The sequence below is a fragment of the Lysobacter sp. BMK333-48F3 genome (assembly GCF_019733395.1).
In the GTDB taxonomy this organism is placed as follows: domain Bacteria; phylum Pseudomonadota; class Gammaproteobacteria; order Xanthomonadales; family Xanthomonadaceae; genus Lysobacter.
Map to the genome: position 1 here is coordinate 5,187,262 of NZ_JAIHOO010000001.1, position 22,773 is coordinate 5,210,034.

The window sequence follows — 22,773 nt, forward strand, 5'->3', positions numbered from 1 at the left end:
TCGCATCGCTCAGAACTTGTAGCCGACGCTCAGACTGTAGATGCGGCCGAAGTTGTTGGTGTAACCGGGGAAGCTCATCCAATCGTTCGGATCGTAGAACGGATGGCGGTCGAACAGGTTCTTCACCGTCGCGCCCACGGTCAGCTTCTCGGTCGGCCGCCAGGTCACGCCCAGGTTGGCCGTCCACCAGGCCGGCGCGCCGTCGCACTTGCTCGACTGCAGCGACACGTAGCTGCCGGTGCAGGTTTCGGCGTTGTTGTCCTGCGCGTCGATGCGGTCGTAGGACCACTTGGTCTTGCCGACGTAGTTGACATAGAAACTGGTGTTCCAGTCGCCGTAGCTCCAATCGACGTTGAAGGTCGCGCGCAGGCGCGGGTTGTTGTAGTAACCGACGGTATTGCCGTACAGCCAACCCGATTCGTCGCCGGCGTAGTACATGTTGCGGCGGGCGATGGTCGCGGCCACGCCGACGTTCAAGCGGCCCCAGTCGCCCAGGCCAAAACGGCCGCGCGCGTCGATATCGAAGCCGTCGACCAGGGTGCGGCCGCGGTTCTTGTACTGGCCGATCACGCTGGAAACGTTACCGATGCTGTAGCCCGGCAGCGCGCTCGGGCAGGTCACCCTGCTGGCCGGGTCGGCGCACATCGCCGCCAGCGCGGCCAGGTTGGAACGGTCGGCATCGGTGATCGGGAAGCGGGTCAGCGCCTGGATGTCCTCGGGCTTGCTGTAGTCCGGCGCGACGATCTCGTTGCGGCGATAGATGAACCAGTAATCGGCCGAGACCGACAGCCAGCTGGCGGGCTCGTACACGAAGCCCAGGGTGGCGATCTTGGCCTTCTCCGGCTCCAGGTCCTGGTTCGGCTGGGTCAGGCGCGCCACGTTGCGGCTGCAGTCGGAATTGCGCAGCGTACGGCCCAGGTCGACATCGCCGGGACGCGCGGACTGCAGCAGCAGGTTGGCGATGGCGTTGGTCTCGTTGCAGCGGACCTCGTCGCGGTAGCCGCCGATCTGGGCGAACACGCCGCCTTCGCCGGACTCGGCCAGGCTGGGCGCGCGGAAGCCTTCGGAATAGGTGCTACGCAGCAGCAGTTCCGGCAGCACCTGGTACTTGAGGCCGATCTTGGGCGCGAGGTTGGCGTTGAAGTTCGGGTACTTGTCCAGGCGCGCGGCGACTTCCAGCTCCAGCTTGTCGGTGATCGGCGCCACCGACTCGGCGAACAGCGCGTAGGTGGTGCGCTTGCCGTCGAACCAGGAGCCGCCCTGTTGGGTGATCAGGCCGTTGGCCGCGTCCTCGTTGCCCGGGGTGTAGAAGGTCTCGCGGCTGAGGTTGAAGCCGAACGCCGCGCGCACTTCGCCTGCGGGGAGCGAGAACAGCGGGCCTTCGATCTTGCCGTCCAGGGTGTGCAGGCGCGTCCAGGATTCGATGTCGAAGGTCGGATAGGCCTCGCGCAGCAGCCTGGCGTTGGCCTCGCTGATCTCGCCGAACTTATAGGCCGGATTGTCGGAGATGATCACCCGGCCCGTGCCCGGCTCGATGGTGAAGGGGCCGAAGGCGCGCTCGAAGCCTTCCAGGTTGACGTTGGCGGTCTGGTAGGTGACCGAATGCGAGCCGGCGGTGGTGAAGGCGCTTTCCCAGTTCCAGTCGCCCAGCGCGCCGCGCAGGCCGAACATGCCGCGGTAGCTCTTGTCGGTGTTGCGCTGGCCGAAGTGGTCGCCGCCCACGTCCTGCAGCAGGTACTGCAAGCCGACCACGCCGCCATTGATCGCACGCAGCGCGGGGCTGGCCTTGTTGTAGACGTTGTTGGGGCCGAGATAGGGATAGAAGAACTGGTTGACGCTGTTGCCGGTGTTGCGCGAGAACCAGCTGGTCGGATTGCCGGTGGTGGTACCGAACGCACGCGGGGTGCCGCCGTTGGCGCGCAGGTCGATGTCGGTATAGGTGGCTTCGGCGAAGGCTTCGGTGGTGTCGCCGATCAGGAAACGCGCGCTGACGTAGGCGGTGGCGCGTTCGGATTCGGCGCCGCCGTCGATCTCGTTGTTCAGCCAGGTCTGCCAGATGCAGCGCGGGCCGGCCGCTTCGACGACGACGTTCTGGCAGCCGGGCGCCGCCTCCTGCGTGCGCCGGCCGGTGACCGGGTTGATCGCGAAGTAGCTGCCCGGGTTGAACACGCCCGGCGCGCTGCCGGTACCCAGGCGCAGATTGTTGAGGTAGTTCGGGTTGTTGACGTAGAACTGTTCTGGCTTTTTGTCGTACCACTCCGACAGCGGAATCGGATCGCGCCGGTACAGATTGACCGACCCGTAGACGTTGTAGCGGTCCTCGTCCAGGTCGCCGAAGCCGCCGGTCAGGCTGAGCTGGTGCTCGCCGTAGGAATCGAAGCGCGGCGCGAAGTCGGTGGTGACGTTGATCTCCGCGCCCCGGTACTCGCGCTTGGTGATCACGTTGATCACGCCGGCGACCGCGTCGGTGCCGTACACCGCCGATGCGCCGTCGGTCAGCACCTCCATGCGCTCGATCGCCGCGGCGGGAATCGCGTCGATGTTGACGAACTGGGTCTGGAAGCCGGCCGGAGCGCCGTAGTACGACAGGCGCCGGCCGTTGAGCAGCACCAGCGTGCCCTGCGCGCCGAGGCCGCGCAGGTTGGCCTGCGAGGCCCCGTCGGAGCCGGTGAACAGCGACTTGGAATCCACCTGCGCCGGACGCGCGGCCGGCAGGTTGTCGAGCACCTGCAACAGGGTGCGCGCGCCCATGTTCTCGATGTCCTGCTTACTGATCACCTGCACCGGCGAGGCGGTCTCCACGTCCAGGCGGCGGATGTTGGAACCGGTCACTTCGACCCGCGACAGTTCGGTGGTCTTGTCCTTGCCGTCGGCGGCGGCAGCGGCGCCGTCCTGTGCGGCGGCGAACGAAGCATGGCCCAGCAACGCGGCGGCCAAGGCCAGCGACAACGGGGTGGCGGAAAAGCGGGACGGGCGGTCGGCGCGTTGACGGCGCGGGCGGCGGCTAGCGGGCAACATCGGAACTCTCCTGGCAGGATCTGCGGCGCGGATGGCGGACGAAGGGCAACAGCGATCCCGGGCCGCGGCCGGACGGCCGCAGTCGGTATGGGCGGGGGGAGGAGCGGTGTTACGTGTTCGGCGTCAGTGGTGGTGGGTCATGGCGCGAGGATGCTGGCGGTATCGCCCTCCTGGCCGATCAGTACGGCGTTGGCCCAGTTGGCGCAGACCTGGGCGGGTTGGCTGCCCTGCGCGCCGAGCGTGCGCAGGCTGAGGGAAGACAGGCCGCGGACGTCCAGCTCCGGCTTGACCACGCCGGGCGCTTTCACCAGACCGCTGTCGTAAAGCAGGCGTCCGTCGCCCCAGACCTGGAATTGCAGGCCGCCGGCGCTGCGGCAGGCGTCGTCTATGCCGAGGTCGGCGCGCAGCAGGCGCCACTGCCCTTGCAGGCGTAGGTCGAGGCGGCTGGACGGGCCGACGCCGAGGCCGCGGCGGAACAGCAGGCCGTTCATGCGCAGCGCGTCGCCGCCGCGCAAAGCGCGATCGCTGCGCACGGTTTCGGCCAGCGCGGCCGGCAACGGCAGCTCGGAGAGATAGCGTTGCTGTGCCGGCCGCTCCGGTTCTTGATGTTCGAGGATGTGGAAGCTCGACAGGGCGATCGGGCCGACGTCGCGCGGTTGCAAGGCATCGACCGCGCGCGCCGCGCCGCCCTGGGCGGCGGTGACCATCGGGTCGGCGCCGGACGCGCCGTCGCCGTCGGGGTTCTGCACGCTGAGCACGCGGAAGCGCAGCAGGCGGCCGGCGCGGGCCGGGAAATCGATCCGCTGCAGTTCCTGCTTGAGCTGCAGGCGGCCGCGCGCGATCGGCTCGCCCCACTCGCCGTTGCTGTCGCCCAGGTAGACCTCGTAGTCGCGCACCTGGCCGTGCTTCCAGTGCTGGTCGTTGCGCGGCGCCAGCTCGATGCCGTCGATCAGCTTGCGTTCGCCGAAACCGATGGTCCATTCGTGCGCGCCGGTGCGCACCGCCTGGTTGCGCACGCTGCGGAACCAGGTCTTGGGATCTTCGTCGAAGGCGTTCTCCAGCGCATGGCCGGGTTCTTCGGCCGGGCGGTTGACCACCAGCAGGCTGTCGGCCGGCAGCGCGCGGCCCAGCTTGGGCGCGTCCGGATAAGCGTCGTCGGCGGCCGCCGCGGCGACGGGAATGTCGAGCGCGAACCGCAGCGGCCTGCGGATATCGACCGCGGCGCTGCGCACGTGCACGCTGCCCTTGCGCTCGTTCGGATCGAAGTACCAGCCTTCCGCCGCCGACTGCAGCGCTGCGGCATCGGCCAGCTTCGGCAGCGCGCGGCCGTCCAGCGACACCGCGCGCGGCGCCTGCCGGCTGAGCACGCGCAAGGCGTAGCGGCGTTGCGCCAACTGGCCCTGGTACTGGCCCTGGACCGCATCGATCGCCACCGCCACCGGGCCGCTGCCCTGCGCCGGCGCGCTCATCCGCAACTGCTGGGCGCTCGACTCGCCCTGTTCGAAGCGGCGGGTGTTGCCGTCGTCTTCGTACAGGCTGTACTGCGACTCGCCCTGCGGGTACAGATCGAGCGTGATCTCGTCGAGCGGCTTTTCGCCGTCGTACAGCATCGCCGGATGCATCGGCACGATCGCCCCGGCGCGCACGAACAGCGGCAGCGTGGCCAGGTCGACCGGGCGGTCGAGTTCGCGCCCGGCGGCGCCGGCTTGCACGCTGCGGCCGTCCCAGTAGTCGATCCAGCGCCCGGCCGGCAGGTGGATGCCGCGACGCCAGCCGCGGCTGGCGGCCTGGCTGCGGTACACCGGCGCCACCAGCAGGTCGCGGCCGAGCAGGAACTGATACTTGTAGGCTTCGTCGCGGGCGTGCGGGTCTTGCGGGTAGTCCCACATCAGCCCGCGCACCGGCGGCGCGCCGGTCTGCGCGGCCTCGTGCGCCAGACCGTACATGTACGGGGTCAGCCGCATCTTCAGTTTCAGATAGTCGCGGTTGATGCTGCGGTAAGGCTCGTCGAACCACCACGGATGCTTGCGCGCGTTCGACGACCAGCCCGACATGCCCATCAGCACCGGGGTGAAGGCTTTCCACTGCAGGTCGCGGGTATAGGTTTCGGCGCTGCCGCCGAAGATCGCATCGACGTCGCCGGTGGCGTAGGCCATGCCCGACAGGCCCGAGCCGATCAGGGTCGGCACGTGCCAGCGGATGTAGTCCCAGCTCGCGCTCTGGTCGCCGGTCCAGGCCACCGCATAACGCTGGATTCCGGCCCAGCCCATCACCGTCCACAGGAACGGGCGCGAGTCGGAGTTGTGCAGGATGCCGTCGAACGCCGAGCGGTTGGCGTCCATCGCGAACTGGTAGCCCTTGCCGGTCCAGGCCACGTCGAGCTTCTGCACCCGGCTGCCGGCGGTGCCGACTTCCCAGGCGATCTTGTCGACGCCGTTCTCGGTCCACAGGCCGGTGCGGAAGCCGTACTTGGCCAGTCCCTTCACCGTCTCGGGCAATTGTTTGTAGCCGCAGCCGTAGCCGTCGTTGGGCAGGATCCAGCCGCCGGGCATGTCGTGCTCGCGGTACTGGCGGGCCACGCTTTCGACCACGTCCGCGGTGGTGCCGGTGGGGCCGTCGTGCCAGCCCTCCGGCACGGTGCCGGGCTTCTTGCCGTTGTCGCCGTCGTTGTAGCAATCGGCGTCGCCGTAGGACAGCGCCCAGCGCGGCAGCAGGCCGGGGCGACCGGTCAAACGGGTGTAGCGCTCGAGCAGGCGCGGCAGTTCGCCGACGAAGTAGTACGCGTCGAAGCGGTCTTCGCGATGCAGCAAGGTGGCCTGGTCGGGCTGGCGCAGGTCGTAACTGCCGTCGCTCCAGGTGTTGCGCAACATGCCCCAGCCGCGCGAGCTCAGCAGCATCGGCGCCGGGCTCGGGCGATCGCCCTCCTCCCAGCCGCCGGAATAGGACACGTCCAGTTCGCGGCCCTTGAACTGGTAGCGGCCGTTCTGCTGGCCGCCGCCGTAGAAGGCCTCGTCGGCCTGCGAGGACAACACCTGCACGCTCTGCGCCGGATCCAGGTCCAGCGGCTGCAGTTCCTGCCACAGCGGCACCCGCCGCTCGCCCTCGATCCGCTCCAGGCGCAGCTTCAACGGCTGCCGCTGCACGTGCAGGACCAGCGCGCCGGTGCGCACCCGCAGTTCGTTGGCGTCCTCTTCCAGAGCGGCGGCGACCTTGACCGCCGGTTGCGGCAAGACGATCGGCGCGGCCTTGTCGCCGGCCGGCGCCAGCTTGCCGCGGCGCCCGGCCTGCACCCGCACGATGTCCTCGGCCAGCACCTCGATGCGCAGCACGCTGCCGGTGTCGGTACTGAGCTCCCAACTCGGCGTGGCGGCGGCGACGGCGCTGACGCCGCGCAGGTTGCCGACCGGCTCGGCCGCGACCGGCAACGCCGACGCCCCCAGCGCAGCCAGGATCGCGATCGACAGTCGCGGACGACGCACGCGGAACTCCACCTTGCCCCCAGGGCCCGTTCGACGGGCGTTCGAAATGTGTTGCGACCGACTCTAGGGCAGGGTTTCGAAACCTGTCAATAAACTGAAAGGAAAAAGGAAGAATTTTTATAAGAAAACGAAAGATTGTGCGGCGCAATACTTTCTAAAATCGCTCGAAATGCCCATTAAGCCTTATACGAAAGGCATTCCAGTTCAATCTTTCGCTTCGTATCGATGGGATCCATTGCAAAGCGCGCCCGATCAATTTCTTTTGTTTTACTTTCGATAATTGACTTTCCGAAAGAAAACACTGATCTTGCCCTCGCTCAACAGGAACCCTCCATGGACCTCACCCCGCTTCCCGACTCGTCCGCCTGGCAGCGCCTGGGCGGAGCCGACACCGCCGCCGAGATCGCCCAGCAACCGGCCCTGTGGAACCGACTGGCCGAGGAGCTGGCGCAGGCGCGCGAACGCGTGCAGGCCTTCCTCGGCGACTGCCTCAAGGATCCGAACCAGCGCGTGCTGTTCACCGGCGCCGGCAGCTCGGGCTTCATCGCCGACCTGGTCGCCGACCGCATCAACTCGCAATGGCCGGCCGACGTGCGCGCCGTGCACACCACCAGCCTGCTGACCCATCCGGCGCTGTACCTGCAGCGCGACCGCCCGACCCTGCTGGTGTCCTTCGCCCGCAGCGGCTCCAGCCCGGAAAGCGTGGCCGCGGTCGAGCTGCTGCGCGCCGAAGTGGAACACGCGCGTTTTCTCGACATCACCTGCAATCCCGAGGGCGAGCTGGCCCGTCGCGGCGTCGGCCGCGAAGACACCTGCACCTTGCTGATGCCGGCGGCCAGTTGCGACCGCGCCTTCGCCATGACCAGCAGCCTGAGCTGCATGCTGCTGGCCGCGCTGAGCGTGTTCGACGCCGCGCCCTGGCCGCAACGCAGCGAGCGCCTGCAGCGGTTGGCCGGACTGGCGCAAGAAGGCCTGGCGCAATGGGATGCGGCGGCGGCCGCGTTGGCGCAACGTCCGTTCGACCGGGTGATCTACCTCGCCAGCGGCCCGCTGGAGGCGCTGGCGCGCGAAGCCGCGCTCAAGGTGCTCGAACTCACCGCCGGGCAGGTGCTCGCCCTGGCCAATACCCCGCTGGGCTTCCGCCACGGCCCCAAATCCACCCTCGACCGCGACACCCTGGTGGTGGTGATGCGCAGCGCCGATGCGCTGGCGCGCCGCTACGAGCAGGACTTGCTGGACGAACTGCGCCGCGACGGCGTCGCCGGCCAGGTGCTGGCGATCGGCCCGCACTCCGACATCGGCGGCGGCGACGATTACAGCCTGCGCGCGCCGCCGCTGGACGATACCTGGCTCGCGCCGGTGTGGCTGATCTTCGCCCAGTTGTACGCGCTGCAGCGCTCGGCCGCGCTCGGCCTGACTCCGGACAATCCCTTCCCGGACGGCACCGTCAACCGGGTGGTTCAGGGCGTTACCATCCACCATGGCTGAAGCGTCGCATTCCGGAATCTGTTACGGCATCGACATCGGCGGGACCAAGATCGAACTGGTCGCCTGCGATGCCGCGCTGGAGGTGCGCCATCGCCGGCGCATCGCCACGCCGCAGGGCGACTACGCCGGCTTCCTCGCCGCGCTGGAAGCGCTGGTCGCCGACGCCGACGCCGAACTCGGCCACAGCGGCAGCGCGATCGGCATCGCCCTGCCGGGCGTGCGCGACCGCCGCAGCGGCCGCCAGCTCAGCGCCAACGTGCCTGCGCTGACCGGCCAAGGCGTCGCCGCCGATCTGCAGGCGCGCCTGCGCCGTCCGCTGCATTTCGGCAACGACCTGCAGTGCTTCGCCCTGTCCGAGGCGCACGGCGGCGCGGCCGAAGGCTATCCGAGCATGTTCGGCGCGATCCTCGGCACCGGCGCCGGCGGCGGCTACTGCCTGCAAGGCCGCCTGGTCGCCGGCTACAACGGCCTGGCCGGCGAATGGGGCCATTGGAGCGTGCCGGCGCATCTGCTGCAGCGCCACGGCCTGCCGGTACTGGAATGCGCCTGCGGCCTGCGCGGCTGTGTCGAGCGCTATGTCTCCGGCAGCGGCTTGGTCGCCCTGCACGGCCACCTCGGCGGCACGGCCGCCGACGCCGGCGCGGTGATCGCCCTGGCCGACGCCGGCGACGCGCGCGCGCGCCAGGCCATGACCGTCCACCTGGACCTGCTCGGCCACAGCCTGGCCGCGCTGGTGCTGATCCTGGATCCGCACGTGATCGTGCTCGGCGGCGGCCTGTCGCAACACGCGCCCTTGTACGACGCCTTGCCGGCCGCGGTCGCCGCGCACCTGTTCAACGGCGTGCAGGTGCCGCCGATCGTGCCGCCGCGTTTCGGCGACGCCGGCGGCGCCCGCGGCGCCGCCCTGCTGGCCTGGCGTCCCGCCCTGTCCTGAGTTCGCGCCCTCCCCATCCGTTTTCCGCCGCGCTGGAGTTTCCACATGTCGCCCGTGCAATCGCTGATCGCCTCCCACCGCCAGGGCCGCAACCTCGGCCTGTACAGCGTGTGCTGCAGCAACGAACTGGTGCTGCGCGCGGCGATGGACGTGGCCCTGCGTCACGACACCCTGCTGCTGATCGAGGCGACCTCCAACCAGGTCGACCAGTTCGGCGGCTACACCGGCATGACCCCGCCGCAGTACCGCGACTACGTGCTGGCGCTGGCGCGCGAAGAGGGCTTCCCCAGCGACCGCCTGGTGCTGGGCGGCGACCACCTGGGCCCCAACGCCTGGCAGAAGCGCCCGGCCGCCGAAGCCATGGCCAACGCGCGGGTGTTGATCGAAGCCTATGTCGCCGCCGGCTTCCACAAGATCCACCTGGACTGCAGCATGTCCTGCGCCGACGATCCCACGCCGCTGCCCGATGCGGTCGTCGCCGAGCGTTCGGCCGAACTGGCGCGCATCGCCGAACGCACCGCCGCCGCGCACGGCCTGGCGCCGCCGGTGTACGTGATCGGCACCGAAGTGCCGGTGCCCGGCGGCGAAGCCTCGCTGGCCGGCGGCCTGCAGGTGACCACTCCGCAAGCGGCCGAGCAGACCTTGGCGATCCACCGCGAGGCCTTCGCCGCGCCCGACCTGGCCGCGGCCTGGGAGCGGGTGATCGCGATGGTGGTGCAGCCCGGGGTCGACTTCGACCACAGCAGCGTGCACGACTACGACCCGATCGCGGCGCGCGAGCTGGCCGACTTCCTCGAGCGCCAGCCGCGGATCGTGTTCGAGGCCCACTCCACCGACTACCAGCGCGAGCAAGGCCTGCACGAACTGGTGCGCGACCACTTCGCCATCCTCAAGGTCGGCCCGGCCGCGACCTTCGCCTACCGCGAGGCGCTGTTCGCGCTGGCCGCGATCGAGGCCGAACTGTTGCCGCAGGAGCAGCGCTCCGGCCTGCCCCAGGTGCTGGAACGCTGCATGCTCGAACAGCCGCGCCATTGGCAGCAGCACTACCGCGGCGACGAGCGCGAGCTGCACTTGCTGCGCCTGTACGCGCTCAGCGACCGCTGCCGCTACTACTGGGGCGAACCGGCCCTGGTCGCGGCGGTGCGGCGCCTGTTCGACAACCTGCGCGCGCATGCGCCGCCGGCCTACCTGCTCAGCCAGTACCTGCCCGAGCAGTACCGCGCGCTGCGCGCCGGCAACCTGGCCGACACGCCCGAAGCCTGGGTCCGGCACCGCATCGGCCTGTGCCTGGACGAGTACGCCCGCGCCTGCTCGGCGAACATGGCCGGCGCGCGGCCCGCGGAGCCGAAATCCGCGGCCGAGTCCGACGCCGGGCACGGCGCCAGCGCCGCGGCAAACGGCTAATCTTCTCTTCGCTCTCCTGCGGACCCACCGATGGCCACGCGCAATACCCGCTCCCGCCGGCAGCAGATCCTGCAATGCCTGATCGAGCAGGGCTCGGTGCAGGTCGCCGAACTGGTCGAACGCTTCGGCGTATCGGCCGTGACCGTGCGCGCCGACCTGAGCCATATCGAATCCCAGGGCCTGGCCACCCGCACCCACGGCGGCGCCAGCCTGGTGCGCACGCCGCCGCAGGAGCAGGACATCCACGAGAAGGACGCGCTGAACCTGCCGCTGAAGGAATCCATCGGCGCGCGCGCCGCGCAGCTGGTACAGGCCGGCGACAACATCATCATCGACTCGGGCTCCACCACCATGACCCTGGCCCGCCACCTGCGCGGCCACCGCGAGGTCACGGTGATGACCAACGGCCTCAACATCGCCTGGGAGCTGGCCAATGCCCCCGGCGTCGACGTGCTGCTCAGCGGCGGACTGCTGCGCAAGCAGTCGCTGTCGCTGCAGGGCAGCCAGGCCGAGGCCAGCCTCAACGCCTACAGCTTCGACACCCTGTTCCTCGGCGTGGACGGCCTGGACCTGCAGTTCGGCCTGACCACCCACGACGAGGCCGAAGCCCGCCTCAACCACCGCATGGTCGAGCGCGCGCGCCGGATCGTGGTGCTGACCGACGCGTCCAAGTTCGGTCGGGTCAGCCTGCACCGCATCGCCCGCCTCGACCAGATCCACGCCATCATCACCGACCCCGGCATCGACGACCGCTACCGCGAGGGCCTGCAGCGGCTGGGCATCGAGCTGATCATCGCCGAGCCTACGCCGTGACCGAACTGCGCAGCCTGCAAGGCCGCATCCTGACCCCCGCCGGCTGGCGCCGCGGCCGCATCGGCTTCGACGACAGGATCCGCACCATCGAGGACGTCGCCGGCGACGACGGCGACGGCGACGGCGACGGCGAAGCCATCGTCCTGCCCGGCTTCATCGACCTGCACGTGCACGGCGCCGCCGGGGTCGACCTGATGCAGGGCGGCGACGCCGCGCGCACCGTGACCCGCGCCCACGCGCGCCACGGCACCACCGCCCTGCTCGGCACCACCATGACCGCCGCCGAGGCCGACATCGCCCACGCCCTGCGCGGCCTGGCCGCGGCCATCGCCGAACCCGCCGCGGATGCGGCGCGCATGCTCGGGGTGCATCTGGAAGGGCCGTTCATCAGCCCGCAGCGGCTCGGCGCGCAGCCGCCGCTGACCGTGGAAGCCACCCTGGAATCGGTGCAGCGCCTGCACGCGCTGGCGCCGATCCGGGTGCTGACCCTGGCGCCGGAGATCGGCCGCCACACCGAGTTGATCCCGCATTTGAACGCGATCGGCATCCGGGTCCAGATCGGCCACAGCGCCGGCACCTACGAGGAAGGCCTGGCGGCGCTGCGCGCCGGCGCGGCCGGTTTCACCCATCTGTTCAACGGCATGACCGGGGTCGATCACTACCGGCCCGGCATCGCCGCGGCCGCCCTCGCCCACGCCGAGTACGCCGAGCTGATTCCCGACCTGCAGCATGTGCACCCCGGCGCGATCCGCATGGCCTTGCGCGCGATCCCGCGCCTGTATGCGGTCACCGACGCCACCGCCGCGACCGGCATGCCCGACGGCGAATACGCCCTGGGCTCGCAGCGCGTGCACAAATGCCTGGGCTGCGTGCGCCTGGCCAGCGGCTCGCTGGCCGGCAGCGCGCTGACCATGGACCAGGCCCTGCGCAACTTGGTCGAGGTCGGCCTGGACCTGGCCGACGCCGCGCAACGCGTCTCGACCTTCCCGGCCGACTACCTCGGCCTGAGCGACCGCGGCCGGCTCGAACCGGACGCCTGCGCCGACCTGGTGGTGCTGGACGCGCAGCTGCGCGTGGTCCAGGTGCATGTCGGCGGACGCGCGGTGGACTTGGGCGGAAACGCCTAAGCCGTGTCAGTGTGCGAGTCGGGCCAGGTCGCGCGCAGCGGCCGCCGGAGACGAATCGCTAGTCCCCATTCCGAACCCGTTTGGGGCCGTTCCAGTCCCTGAATTGTCCAAGGGGAACATCGCTCAGAAACTTCATGACCAGCGAATGCAGCGCTCCAGCATGGGCGGAGCGGTCGATCACTCCGTTGTTGCTGATCTCGAACCACTGATCCGTCACCTCCTTGCCCAGCTCCACGACCGCGGTCCGATAGGGCTCCGGCACTTTCAGCAGGAACATCGGATCGCCCGATTCGACCAGCGCCAAGGCGAAATCACGGTGCAGCAAAAAGTCTGGAAGGCCGTACTCGAGGTTTTCGCTGATCAGCCTGGAAATTTCTTCGTCGGTCACGGCCTGTTCCCGGGGCGGCGGTAGCGCATACCGGCTCGAGCGGCGCTCAAGCCTCACCCCGAGCAGAGGGGACGGGCTCCAACTCTGACGCAAATACCTCTGCCAGCCAAGCGGTACGGCCGTCCAGGTCCACGGCTTCCACGCAGAACGCTGGCTCCGATTCCGGCCGGCTGCCATGCACCATAACCACGGTGCCAACGTCCCCAACCCGCGGAAGTCTTCGACCGACGCTGCCGTCCACCCGTTCCGGAGGAACGTCGGCGATCAGGCGAACGACGTCGTAGTCGCGGATCTGTGCTTGCATGGATCGACTCCGATCGGAACTGAATCGCGAACGCGCCCGTGGGATGGATGTGTCACGCACGCTTCGCGATGCTCAATGCTCTTTTTGCTGTCGTGGAAAGGCTCGCCGCCGCCGTGACGGCAGGATGATCGGCCGCGGAGCAGCGATACAGCGCCGCTGCAGCCCCCAAAGCGACCTCAACATCCAGACGGAGCGCATCGGCCAGGGCGACGACAGAATCATTCTCGAGGGCACCGAGCGCTCCCAGGGCCTCGGCCGCATACGGATGGCCTGCGCGTAGCTCGGCGACCAGAAACGGTTCCAAGGGACGGGCGAGAGGGCCAAGACGTCCAGCGGCAATCAATCCACACGACAGCGGCATGCCGAGCCGACGATACGCGACGCCGTATTGATTTCTTGCGCTGCCGTCGAACAGCGATACCAGGATCGGAACAGCCGACTCTCCCCGATCGACCAGTTGAACGGTTGCGGCTACGCGATTTTCCGGCTGCAGGAATCGTTCGAACAGTGGGTCGCCCGTATCCATGATCCAAGTCCAGCGTCTGAATCGAACCGGGTCATCGTCGGCTCCGGTTCGAACGCGTTGTCGGCACCCGGCCGGCAACTGTTTGAAATCCATCTTTGCTACGGACAGGAGGCTATCAAAGCTCGGGAGTTTTGGCTCGGCCAGGCCGGGTTGTGCGACGCGGCCCGGATCGTCCTGTTCCAGCGCCACGCGCCGCGCAGCCCTCGCCCGCGCGGCCCAACGCAGCCAATGCCACCGCCATCCCTGCCGCTCAGGCGCGCATCGTGCCGCGATACGTCTCCGCCGCGTGCGCCGCGGCGCCGAGCAGGCCGGAACAGGCGTGGACGATCGCCAGCGACGGCACTTCGGCCATCGCCGGGGCGAACCGGCCCTTGGCCTCGAACGCGTCGCGGAAGCTGTCCAGCCGCAACGCATCCAGCAGCTTGGGCACCACGCCGCCGGCGAGGAATACGCCGTCCCAGGCGCCCAAGGTCAGCACCAGGTCGCCGGCCATCGAGCCGAAGGCAGCGCAGAACAGCTCCACCGCGTGCCGGCAGCGGGCATCGCCGGCGGCGGCCCGGGCGTTGATCTGCGCCGGCGACCACGGCTCGGCGGCGGCGCCTTCCAGTTCGCAGACCGCGGCGTACAGATTGGCCAGGCCCGGCCCGGACACCAGCCGCTCGCACGAGACCCGGCCGTAGCGGCGCATCAGGCATTCCAGCACCGCCATGTCGCGCGGCCGCGAGGGCGCGAAACCGGCGTGGCCGCCCTCGGTTTCCAGGGCGAAGCAGCGGCCTTCGCGCACCAGCAGGCCGCCCACGCCCAGGCCGGTGCCAGGGCCGATCACCGCGTAGGTCTGCGCCGTCGCCATGTCGAAGCCGGGCCAGTCGACCGCTCCGACCGCCGCCACGTCACCGGCGCGCAAGCGCGAGATCGCCATCGCCTGGGCGGCGAAATCGTTGATCAGCGCGACCCGCCGGGTGCCGAGCGCGGCGCCGATGTCGGCTGCGCGGATCTGCCAGGGATGGTTGGTGATGCGCGCCTCCTCCCGACGCACGCGCCCGGCCACCGCGAACACCGCGGCGTCGACCCGTTCGCCCGACTCGTCGAGAAAGTGGCGCGCCGCCTCGGCGGCGCTGGCGAAGCCCGCGGCCGGGTATTCGCGCACGCTGTCGTGCCGCAGCCGCTCGCCCTGGTCCAGCTCGGCCAAAGCGAAACGGGCGTTGGTGCCGCCGATGTCGCTGACCAGCACGCGCATCAGCGGACGGCTCCGGCAGCGGTTGCGGCAACGGGTTCGAACCGCAACGCCGCCAGGCCGGGCGCGCCCGACACCGATTCGACCACCAGCGTATTGCGCCCGCGCAGCAGGGCCGCGCGTTGCGGCCGGTTCGCCGGCGCCGGCGCCAGCGCTGCGCCGTTGACCCGGATGCGCAGCCGGCCCGGCGTACCGCGCCAGCTCAATCGATAATCGCCGGCGGCCTCGGCTTCGATCGTGTACTTGAGCCACTCGCCGGCCTGCATCGACGCCACCCGCAAGCCGTCGCCGTCGCGTTCGATATCGACACCGTCGTTGCGGTACAGCTGCGACCGGTTCCAGTCCGCATTCGGCTTGCCGCTTTCGTTGCCGGCGTCGAGGTCGAAGTAGGCCACGCCGTTGCGGCCGAGGTCGAAGTCCACCGCCGCCACTTCGCCGCCGCCGCGGCCGATCCGGTGCGGCTTGAACGGCAGGCTGCGGTCGTCGCGCGGCGCGCGCAGCCAGGCGTCGACCACATCGGCACGGCGCAGGTTGTGCTCGAAGCGCACGTCGCGGCTGGCCAGGGTCAGCAGGGCCTCGCGCGCCTGCGCGCGGCTCGGCCGCGGCCCCTGGCCTTCCCAGTACGCCAGCACCCGCTTGTAGCCCGGATTGGCGACCACCTGCAGCGGATTGTTGTAGCGCAGCTTCTTCAGCGGCCAGTTGGCCCAGCCGATGCCCTCTCGCTCCAGGGTTTCGACCGTGCGCGCGAACCAGTCGTTGGAATTCTCGCCGGTCTCGCCCAGCCACAGCGGCAGATTCCAGCGCTCGCGCAGGGCCAGCGGCTCGGCGATGCTGTCGCGGCCGGTGCCGGTCCAGTACTTGTGGAAGCTCAGCACCAGGTTGTCGTCCCACAACCCGGCGTCGAGCACGCCGCGATAGTTGTTGCCCCAGCAATTGCCTTCGACGATCACGATGTGGCGCCGGTCGACCTCGCGGATCGCCGCGGTGGTGCGCACCAGCAGCTCGCGCAGCGGCGCGTTGCCGGTTTCCCGGCAGCCGTTCCTGTCGCCCGCGTCGGCGAAGCCCCAGTTGGGCTCGTTGATCAGGTCGTAGCCGGCCACCGCGGGTTCGTCGCGATAGCGCTGCGCCAGCCGGCGCCACAACGCGACCATCTTGTCGCGGTTGGCCGGCTCGTCCCACAGCGAAGGCGCGGACGGATCGCGGTCGGAGATATTGAGGTCGTTGCCCTGCCCGCCCGGCGCCGCGTGCAGATCCAGGATCACGTACAGGCCGTTGGCCTTGGCCCACGAGATCAGGGCGTCGGTGCGGCGGAAACCGTCCTCCAGCCAGGTTTGTTGTCCGGGTACCGGCTCCTTGGCCAGCGGCAGCGTGTACAGCTCGTAGTGCATCGGCAGGCGGACCGAGTTGAATCCCCAGGCCGCGATCGCGTCGATATCGTCCTTGCCGACGTAGTTGTCCAGCCAGGCCCGGTAGAACGCCTCGGCGTCCTCCTCGCCGATCAGGTCGACGACGCGTCGGCGGATCGCGTGCTGCATGCCGGGGCCGGTCAAGCCGAGCATGTAGCCCTCCTGCAGCATCCAACCGCCGAGGCCGACGCCGCGCAGGATCACCGGCCGCCCTTGCGCGTCGACGATCTGCCGGCCCTGCACGCGCAGGAAACCCTCGGCCCGGCTCGCGCCCGGCGCCAGCGCCAGGGCGACGGACAAGGCCAGCGCGGCCGCCGACCGCGCGGCGTTCGACGATATCGCGCTCATCGATTCAGCCCCTGCAGCAGGCGCGCGCGCAGCTCGCGCGCGCGCGCTTCGTCCAACGGCGCCAGCGCGCCGCGCGCGGCCTCCGGGATATGCGCCGGCGTATCCGCATCGGCGTCGAACACGTAATGGCGAAACGTCTCGCGCCAGATCTCGCGTTGCGCCGGCGGCAGGTCGCGCACGCTCATGATCGCGTGCAGCAGCGCGTTCATCGGCGTATCCATCCAGCGCGGCGACTGCCGCCACCAGTAGTTGACCAATACGTTGAAAGCGTCCAGCGCCTCCATGTGATGCCACCACATGCTCGGAATCAGTACCGCGTCGCCGGGCCCGAGTTCGGCGACCTGCGCATGGCGCATCGCCTCGGCGAAGCGCGGGAAGCGCCGGCGATCGGGCGCGGCGAAATCGACCAGGCTCACCGCCTGCCCGGCCGGGGTACGGTCGAGCGGCCCGATATACAGATTGCGCAACTGGTCCGGCGGAAACAGGGTCACCCGGCGGCGTCCGGCGACCACGCAGGCGATATTGTCGGGCACATCCTGGTGAGCGGGGATGCGGGTACGGTTGCCGATCCAGATGCTGGCCAGCGGCTGCAGCGCGCCGAAGCCGAGGTCGTTGTGCTCGCGCAGGCCCGGCAGCCAGGTGTCGATGGTGGTCGATCCGACGTAGATCGTCGGCGGCGCCGGGTCGCCGGCATGGCGCAGCAACGCGTCCAATACGCCGGACAACGGCGCCTTGTGCTGCTCGAATCCGAAGCCGAGCAGGTCCGGCCGATAGGTGATGCGCCCGTCGGCGTCCGGCGGCGCGATGCTGACCGTCACCGCCGCGTCGCTGGCGTAGGCTTTCAGGTAATCGGCCGACGCCTGCGCCGAGGCCGCGCGCGCCAGCGGCCAGTGCGCCACCAGGCCGCGCAGCACGCAGGGGCGGTCCGAGCGCAGCAGCGCCTCGGGCAGCGCGGCCGGGTCGACGCCGCGCAGTTCCTCGATGGCTTCAACCACCGGCGGCATGGCGGCGCTCCAGGCGGTCGATCAGGTCGCGCAGCCGCGACAGCGAGGCCAGCGCCATGTAGGCCGCTTCCAGGTACCCCGCCTGCGACAACGCATGCAGGGCCGCGCCATCGAGGCCGCGTAGGCGGCGCTCGTCGAGGGTGTGGAATCCGGACAGGCGGTGCTGAGTGCGCTCGTCCAGCCGGATCTCCAGCGCGAACGGCTCCAGCAGCTGATGGCGTTGCAGCGCGGCGAGAAAACCGGCCTCCTCGCCCAGCCCGTCGTGCAGGGCGCGCAGCAGCGAGGCCACGCGCTCCAGATAGGCGGTGCTGCCCCCGTGTTCGAGGAACAACGGCTGGCCCGCGGTTCCGCCACGCGCCACCCGCGGATGATCCAGGTCGATATGGACCATCGGCTCGTCCTCGGCGATGCCGATCCAGAACGGCAGCCGTTCGACCGCCATCGGCAGATAGTGCGCGTCCCAGCGTTCACCGCCCTCGCCCGCCGCGCCTTGCAGGAACAGGTTTTCGTTCTGGCGCAGGCCGAGCAGCGCCAGCGAGCGAAACCCGCCGTCCGCGGTTTTCTGGAAGACGATCGGATAGTGCGCCTGCAATTCGCGGAACTCGCCGAACCAGGCCGGCGCCAGCATTTCGTCGTCGCCGTAGCGGGCGCCGCGCGCGGTGATCACGCGCAGGTCGTGGTGCTCGACGTTGTTGAGCAGTACGGTTCGGGGCATCGGAATTTCCGTGATCGGGACCAGCGCCGGCCGGAGCGCGCCGCCGACCGCCGCCTGCGCTGCGGGCGCAACGCGGCGGCGGCTTCGGCGCAAGACCGCGCTCAGAACTTGTAGCGCACGCCGAACATGTAGCGCGGTCCGTATTGGTCGAACGAGTACAGCTGGCGCTTGTTGCGGCCGCGGGTGCGCATCGTCTCGTCGGTCACGTTGATGCCTTCCAGCGACAGCACCAGATTGTCGCTGACCGCGTAGCTGACGTTCATGTCCAACTGGCCGTAAGCCTCGACGTAGATCGGGTTGGCGCCCTTGCCGTCGCCCAGCGAGGTCAGGAACTCGTCGCGCCAGTTGTAGGCCGCGCGCGCCTGCCACGGCCCCTTTTCGTAGAACGCGACCAGGTTGGCCGAATCGCTGAGACCGGTCATCGCGAACTGGGTGCCCAGGCTGCCGTTGTTGTAGGTCAGGCCCGAGTCGACGATGGTGTAGTTCGCGGCCAGGCCGAAGCCCGATTCGCCGAACACGTGCTGGATGTTGAACTCCCAGCCGTCGAGCGTATCGGCGCGGTTGTTGACCGGCTGGGTGATGTTGAACGCCAGCACCGGATCGGCGCCGAGGCCGCTGATGGTGCCGGTGGGGAAACCGTTGGAATCGGTCCCGGTCCTGACCACCCCGGGCTGGCCGTTGTAGGTGTTGAGGATGTAGTTGCGGATGCACGGCCGGTCGGTGCTGGCGCAGCCGCCGGCACTGATGGCCTGGTTCCAGTAGGCGCCGCCGGCGGGGGTGTGCAGGTCCGGATACGGGGTCTGCCGGCTGACCTGGTCGGCGATGAAATTGTCGATCTTCTTGCGGAAGTAGCCGAGCGACAGATAGCTGGACTCGCCGTAGTACCACTCGTAGGACAGGTCGAAGTTGCGCGACTCCAGCGGCTTGAGCGCCGGGTTGCCGGCGCCGCCGCCGCCGCCGTCGAAGCGCGCCTGGCCGCCGACGCTCAGCGCTGGGTTGAGGTTGTTCCAGTTCGGCCGGCCGATCGACTCGCCGTAACTGGCGCGCAGCTTCATGTCCTCGCGCAGGTCGATCGACACGTCCAGGCCCGGCAGCCAGTACTTGTAGTCGCCGTCGAGCTCGCGGAACTGCGAGCCGGCGTAGCGGATGATGAACTCGTTGGCCGCGACCCAGTCGATGCCGACCGGCGCCGGCTGCAGGGCCGAGGCCTTGACCTTGGTGCGCTCGTAGCGCACCCCGGCGGCGACGTGCACCGGCAGGGTCCAGTCGAAGCTGTTGCTCCACTGCAGATAGAAGCTGCGCGACTCCTCGCGCACCCGGCTGTCGCCGACGGTGCGGTTGGCGGCGCTGCCGGGCACGCGCGCGCCGCTGTAGTCGAACGAGGCGCGATAGTCGTCGCGCACGCCCTTGCCGCTGGCCACCCAGGCGTCTTCGGCCATCTGCCGCACCTGGTCGAAGTCGAACAGGAAGAAGGCGTCGGTGAAGCGCGGGTCGTTGGCGCCGCCGACGTCGCGGAAGTAGTCGCCCATGTGGGCGAGCTTCCACACCGAGTCCGGGTAGTCGTTGGGGCTGGTGGCGCCGCCCCAGGTGTCGAGCTGGACGTGGGTGAAGGCGGAGCGGTTCTTGTAGTCGGTCGAAGCGACGCCGAAGTCGAGCTTGGAATAGTTCTGGAACTGGTACTCGCCGCTGGCCTGGAACTGCTCGATCTGGGCGCGCTCGCGCTCGTTTCGGAACACCGATCCGGTCACCAGCATCTGCGCCGGGTCGATCGCGCTCGTCCCGTTCGGCAGGTGCAGGGTCAGGACCGGGAAATCGCGGCTGAAATCGATGGTGTTGCCGGCGCGGAAGAAGCCGGCGCTGGCCAGGGTGTTGTTCGAGCCGTAGGGGCTGTCGGGCGAGGAATCGGCGGTCGATCGGTGGTAGTCGAAGTTGAGCCTGAAGTCGTCGCTCAGGCGCCAGTCGACGTTGAGGCCCAGCGACTTGTTCTCGCGCTTGATCGCGCTCTTGCCCGCGCCGTTGGCGAAGTCGGAATTGCCGTTGTAGCGCTCGTCGTAGATCAGCGGCGAGGAACCCGAGCCCGGAGTCCACGAGCTCATGCCGGGGGTGAAGTTGAGCCACACCGACATGTCGTGGCGCATCTGCTCGATCTTGTTCTGCGAATAGGTGTAGTCGAGCGTGGTGGTGAGGTTGTCGGTCGGCGCCCACTGCAGGGTCAGCTGGCCGTTGAGGCGCTCGCGTTTGACCGAGTTGACGCTGTAGCCCAGGCTCTGCGGCATCGAGTAGACGTCGTTCGGACCGGGCCGGTGGGTGATGTTCTCCGAACCCGGCTGGCCCGGCAGCGGCAAGGCCGAACCCGAGCCTTCGCCGCTGGCCAGCGGGGTGTCGAGGAACGGTCGCCAGCCGTTGCCTGCGGCGACGAAGGCCGAGGCCGAACCGGACTCGCGCTTGAGGTAGTTGGCGCTCAGCCCGATGCCGAAGCGGCCGTCGGCCGAGGTGGCGCTGAAGATGCCCGAGGCGTCGGGGGTGACCGAATCGCCGCGCAAGTCCCCCGGCAGATCGTCGTCGGAGGTGTCCCAGACGCCCTTGACGCCGACATTGGCGTGCACGCCCGGTTTGTCCAGCGGACGCGCGGTCTTGATGTTGATGGTCGCGCCGATGCCGCCGGCGGGGGTGCTGGCGCGGCTGGTCTTGTAGACCTCGACCGCGGAAATCGACTCCGCGGCCAGGTCGCTGAATTCGAACGCGCGGCTGCCGGTGGCGGTCGGCATTTGCCGGCCGTTGAGCAGGACCATGTTGAAGTCGGGGCCGACGCCGCGCACGGTCACCCGCGAGCCTTCGCCGGCGTTGCGGTCGATCGACACGCCGCTGATGCGCTGCAGCGCTTCGGCCAGATTGGTGTCGGGAAACTTGCCGATGTCTTCGGCGGCGATGCCGTCGACCACGCCCTGCGCGTCGCGCTTGAGGTTCATCGACGAGGTCAGGCTGCCCTTGATGCCGGTGACCACGACGGTGTCCAGCGTGCGCGCCTCGTCTGCGGCGCCGGGCCGGCTCTGCGCTCCGGCCTCCGCCGCGGCCTGGGCGCCGGCCGCCGTTTCGGCGCTCTGCGCATACGCCGGCTGGCCCAGCGCCAGCAGCAATGCGGACGTCAATACAGTGCGCTTCAGCGCGCCGCGCGTTTGCTTCATCGAAATTCCTCCCCGAATGCCCACGATGCATGGCCGGGCAGGTGCTGCCCGTCCCCTCGACTGCCAGGGCCCGATTTGGCACGGCCATGACAGCGCTGTCAATTTCCTGGACAGAAGCGGTATTTCGATCAAGCAAAAAGCGTTTTCTCCGCCGTTTTTATTGCCGCGTCGCAACATGGAACGCGCGATGGCGCGGCAGGCGCCAGCGCAGCCGGGCCGCCCGGCGCATTGCGTCGCGCCGCGGTCGGGCCTGCCGCGAACGAGGATCCGCGCGGCCGGCGCCGACACGCGATCGCGGCGCCTCGGCGCCTTGTCGGAAACCGGCCCCGCCATGCTGTCGGCCCGGAGCGATCCGTGGCGATCCCCGCCCATCCATGCAATCCTTCGCTACTCCCGATACCGCTGAGGCCAGGATGACCACGACGGAATGCGCGCGCCTGTTCGAGGGCCTCGTCGCCCCGATGTCGGCGCAGGAGTTCAAGGCCAGGGTATGGCCCGGCGAGCTGCATGTTTCGCACCACCCCAAGCCCGAGCTGGCGCCGTTGCTGGCGCAGCCCGAGCTGCGCGACATCGACGCGTTCTGCGCGGCCGGCAACGACGGCGGGATCCATATCAACTACACCCGCGAAGAACGCTTCCGGATCGAGCTGGACGCCGACCCGGCCCATGCGGTCGCGCAATTCCATGCCGGCAATACCATCCAGATCCTCGACCTGAAGACCGACGAGATCCGGCGCTGGCACCGCGCTTTGGACGCATCGCTCGGATTGATTCCCGGCACCACCGTGGTCAACGGCTTCACCTCCCTGCGCGGCAAGGGCATTCCCTGGCATTGGGACTCGCAGGAAGTGTTCGTGGTCCAGGTCCGCGGCCGCAAGCTGTGGCACGTGGCGCCCAACGACTACGTCGACTGGCCGACCGTCAACGGCATGCCCACCTCATCGCCGTCGCGGGAAATGGCCATGCAGCTGAAGGCCCCGGCGCAGCCGATCCGCGAGCCGGAACGCTGGCAATCGGTGGAGATGCTGCCCGGCTCGGTGATGTACATGCCGCGCGGGTACTGGCACAAGGTCGAGCAGAATCTGGAAGAAAGCCTGCACCTGGTGCTGCAGGTGCGATTGCCGTCGTGGCGCGACCTGTTCCGCTTCATGCTCGACCACGCGCCGCCGCTGTACGGCCTGGATTGGCGGCGGCCGACTTCGGCGCTGAGTCCGGAGAACCTGGCGACCGCCGCGCCGCGCGAATTCCAGGAACGCCTGGACGCGCTGAGCCAGCTGGCCGGCGGCGGCGGCCTGATGGCGATGGCGCAGCAGTTCTCCCGCCTCATCGACGGCGGCGGCCTGTACAAGGACATCGCCCCGGAAAAGAAGTACTGAGGCTGCGGCGCGCGGCGCGCCGCT

At 69.3% G+C, this 22,773-nt stretch carries 17 protein-coding genes; 7 read left to right on the plus strand and 10 right to left on the minus strand.

The window, feature by feature from the left end:
- Positions 1–9 precede the first annotated feature (9 nt).
- Together K4L06_RS22335 and K4L06_RS22340 are read right to left on the minus strand one after the other, a co-directional pair.
- Positions 10–2,949, minus strand: coding sequence for a TonB-dependent receptor (locus K4L06_RS22335; RefSeq protein WP_343225831.1), 2,940 nt, complete (start codon positions 2,947–2,949; stop codon positions 10–12).
- Between the two features lie 206 nt (positions 2,950–3,155).
- Complete coding sequence (locus tag K4L06_RS22340; protein ID WP_221673449.1) at positions 3,156–6,509, minus strand: TIM-barrel domain-containing protein; 3,354 nt, start codon at positions 6,507–6,509, stop codon at positions 3,156–3,158.
- A 321-nt stretch (positions 6,510–6,830) separates the two neighbouring features.
- Between K4L06_RS22340 and K4L06_RS22345 the strand changes: the two genes are divergently transcribed.
- Genes K4L06_RS22345 through nagA form a run of 5 tightly spaced genes read left to right on the plus strand, consistent with a single transcriptional unit; the run spans position 6,831 to position 12,263 of the window.
- Complete coding sequence (locus K4L06_RS22345; protein WP_221673450.1) at positions 6,831–7,985, plus strand: SIS domain-containing protein; 1,155 nt, start codon at positions 6,831–6,833, stop codon at positions 7,983–7,985.
- Positions 7,978–8,919, plus strand: a complete 942-nt coding sequence (locus tag K4L06_RS22350) for an ROK family protein (protein ID WP_221673451.1) — start codon at positions 7,978–7,980, stop codon at positions 8,917–8,919. The genes K4L06_RS22345 and K4L06_RS22350 overlap by 8 nt, the downstream gene beginning before the upstream one ends.
- Positions 8,920–8,964: 45 nt before the next feature.
- Positions 8,965–10,323: a D-tagatose-bisphosphate aldolase, class II, non-catalytic subunit gene (locus tag K4L06_RS22355; RefSeq protein ID WP_221673452.1), complete on the plus strand. Its 1,359-nt coding sequence runs from the start codon at positions 8,965–8,967 to the stop codon at positions 10,321–10,323.
- Between the two features lie 30 nt (positions 10,324–10,353).
- Positions 10,354–11,136 (plus strand): DeoR family transcriptional regulator, encoded by a 783-nt coding sequence (locus tag K4L06_RS22360; RefSeq protein WP_221673453.1) that lies wholly within the window; start codon positions 10,354–10,356, stop codon positions 11,134–11,136.
- Entirely contained in the window at positions 11,133–12,263 is a 1,131-nt protein-coding gene (gene nagA, locus K4L06_RS22365) for an N-acetylglucosamine-6-phosphate deacetylase (RefSeq protein ID WP_221673454.1), read from the plus strand. The genes K4L06_RS22360 and nagA overlap by 4 nt, the downstream gene beginning before the upstream one ends.
- 58 nt (positions 12,264–12,321) lie before the next feature.
- Here nagA and K4L06_RS22370 read toward each other — a convergent pair whose 3' ends face one another.
- From K4L06_RS22370 to K4L06_RS22405, 8 genes are all read right to left on the minus strand, one after another.
- The gene (locus K4L06_RS22370) at positions 12,322–12,651 is read right to left on the minus strand and encodes a hypothetical protein (RefSeq protein WP_221673455.1); all 330 of its coding nucleotides are present in this window, start codon (positions 12,649–12,651) and stop codon (positions 12,322–12,324) included.
- 46 nt (positions 12,652–12,697) lie between these two features.
- A complete protein-coding gene (locus K4L06_RS22375; protein WP_221673456.1) occupies positions 12,698–12,955 on the minus strand; it encodes a DUF4926 domain-containing protein in 258 nt (85 codons plus the stop codon).
- A gap of 52 nt (positions 12,956–13,007) precedes the next feature.
- A complete protein-coding gene (locus K4L06_RS22380; RefSeq protein WP_221673457.1) occupies positions 13,008–13,670 on the minus strand; it encodes a hypothetical protein in 663 nt (220 codons plus the stop codon).
- Positions 13,671–13,731: 61 nt separating this feature from the next.
- Positions 13,732–14,718, minus strand: coding sequence for a glucokinase (glk, locus tag K4L06_RS22385; protein ID WP_221673458.1), 987 nt, complete (start codon positions 14,716–14,718; stop codon positions 13,732–13,734).
- Positions 14,718–16,469 carry a cellulase family glycosylhydrolase gene (locus K4L06_RS22390; RefSeq protein ID WP_221673459.1) on the minus strand — a complete coding sequence of 584 codons (1,752 nt, stop codon included), beginning with the start codon at positions 16,467–16,469 and terminating at the stop codon, positions 14,718–14,720. The genes glk and K4L06_RS22390 overlap by 1 nt, the downstream gene beginning before the upstream one ends.
- Positions 16,466–17,473 (minus strand): cupin-like domain-containing protein, encoded by a 1,008-nt coding sequence (locus tag K4L06_RS22395; RefSeq protein WP_221673460.1) that lies wholly within the window; start codon positions 17,471–17,473, stop codon positions 16,466–16,468. The genes K4L06_RS22390 and K4L06_RS22395 overlap by 4 nt, the downstream gene beginning before the upstream one ends.
- A complete protein-coding gene (locus K4L06_RS22400) occupies positions 17,457–18,188 on the minus strand; it encodes a SapC family protein (RefSeq protein WP_221673461.1) in 732 nt (243 codons plus the stop codon). Before K4L06_RS22400 ends, K4L06_RS22395 begins: the two co-directional genes overlap by 17 nt.
- A gap of 101 nt (positions 18,189–18,289) precedes the next feature.
- Positions 18,290–21,373 carry a TonB-dependent receptor gene (locus K4L06_RS22405; protein WP_221673462.1) on the minus strand — a complete coding sequence of 1,028 codons (3,084 nt, stop codon included), beginning with the start codon at positions 21,371–21,373 and terminating at the stop codon, positions 18,290–18,292.
- A gap of 16 nt (positions 21,374–21,389) precedes the next feature.
- On the opposite strand from K4L06_RS22405, the gene K4L06_RS22410 reads away from it, so the two are divergent.
- Both K4L06_RS22410 and K4L06_RS22415 read left to right on the plus strand, forming a co-directional pair.
- Positions 21,390–21,779: a hypothetical protein gene (locus tag K4L06_RS22410; protein ID WP_221673463.1), complete on the plus strand. Its 390-nt coding sequence runs from the start codon at positions 21,390–21,392 to the stop codon at positions 21,777–21,779.
- A gap of 7 nt (positions 21,780–21,786) precedes the next feature.
- A complete protein-coding gene (locus tag K4L06_RS22415) occupies positions 21,787–22,749 on the plus strand; it encodes a cupin domain-containing protein (protein WP_221673464.1) in 963 nt (320 codons plus the stop codon).
- Positions 22,750–22,773 lie beyond the last annotated feature (24 nt).

Coding starts and splice junctions, on each gene's coding strand:
- K4L06_RS22345 (WP_221673450.1), top strand. CDS start 6,831: ATGGACCTCACCCCGCTTCCCGACTCGTCCGCCTGGCAGCGCCTGGGC.
- K4L06_RS22350 (WP_221673451.1), top strand. CDS start 7,978: ATGGCTGAAGCGTCGCATTCCGGAATCTGTTACGGCATCGACATCGGC.
- K4L06_RS22355 (WP_221673452.1), top strand. CDS start 8,965: ATGTCGCCCGTGCAATCGCTGATCGCCTCCCACCGCCAGGGCCGCAAC.
- K4L06_RS22360 (WP_221673453.1), top strand. CDS start 10,354: ATGGCCACGCGCAATACCCGCTCCCGCCGGCAGCAGATCCTGCAATGC.
- K4L06_RS22375 (WP_221673456.1), bottom strand. CDS start 12,955: ATGCAAGCACAGATCCGCGACTACGACGTCGTTCGCCTGATCGCCGAC.
- glk (WP_221673458.1), bottom strand. CDS start 14,718: ATGCGCGTGCTGGTCAGCGACATCGGCGGCACCAACGCCCGTTTCGCT.
- K4L06_RS22390 (WP_221673459.1), bottom strand. CDS start 16,469: ATGAGCGCGATATCGTCGAACGCCGCGCGGTCGGCGGCCGCGCTGGCC.
- K4L06_RS22395 (WP_221673460.1), bottom strand. CDS start 17,473: ATGCCGCCGGTGGTTGAAGCCATCGAGGAACTGCGCGGCGTCGACCCG.
- K4L06_RS22400 (WP_221673461.1), bottom strand. CDS start 18,188: ATGCCCCGAACCGTACTGCTCAACAACGTCGAGCACCACGACCTGCGC.
- K4L06_RS22405 (WP_221673462.1), bottom strand. CDS start 21,373: ATGAAGCAAACGCGCGGCGCGCTGAAGCGCACTGTATTGACGTCCGCA.
- K4L06_RS22410 (WP_221673463.1), top strand. CDS start 21,390: ATGCCCACGATGCATGGCCGGGCAGGTGCTGCCCGTCCCCTCGACTGC.
- K4L06_RS22415 (WP_221673464.1), top strand. CDS start 21,787: ATGACCACGACGGAATGCGCGCGCCTGTTCGAGGGCCTCGTCGCCCCG.